Annotated in this window: 1 protein-coding gene; it reads left to right on the top strand. The window is 41.6% G+C overall.

All coding sequences use genetic code 11. From position 1 onward, the window contains the following. Positions 1-136, top strand: a 136-nt coding sequence (locus R0K30_RS24020) for a transposase (RefSeq protein WP_410613601.1), incomplete at its 5' end; no start/stop codon positions are given. Positions 137-214: the final 78 nt, after the last annotated feature.

Below are 214 nucleotides of genomic sequence, written 5' to 3'. Positions count from 1 at the left end.
AAAAGAAAAGCATGGTATGCGATGGACGAAACTTCGAGGACTGAAAAAAGTTTCGATGCAGGCGATGCTTACTTTCGCTGCCATGAATCTCAAAAAGCTAGCAAACTGGACATGGAAAGGACCATGTCCAGCGTAAGCCAACTGATATATTTTATCAAAATAAGTAAAAACCCCACTTTCACTTCAAGTAAAGGTGGGGTTTGTCTACGGTCTG

The organism is Bacillus sp. SIMBA_154, from assembly GCF_046536015.1.
Taxonomy (GTDB): domain Bacteria; phylum Bacillota; class Bacilli; order Bacillales; family Bacillaceae; genus Bacillus; species Bacillus pumilus_P.
This window is presented reverse-complemented; position numbering and strand designations above follow the sequence as displayed.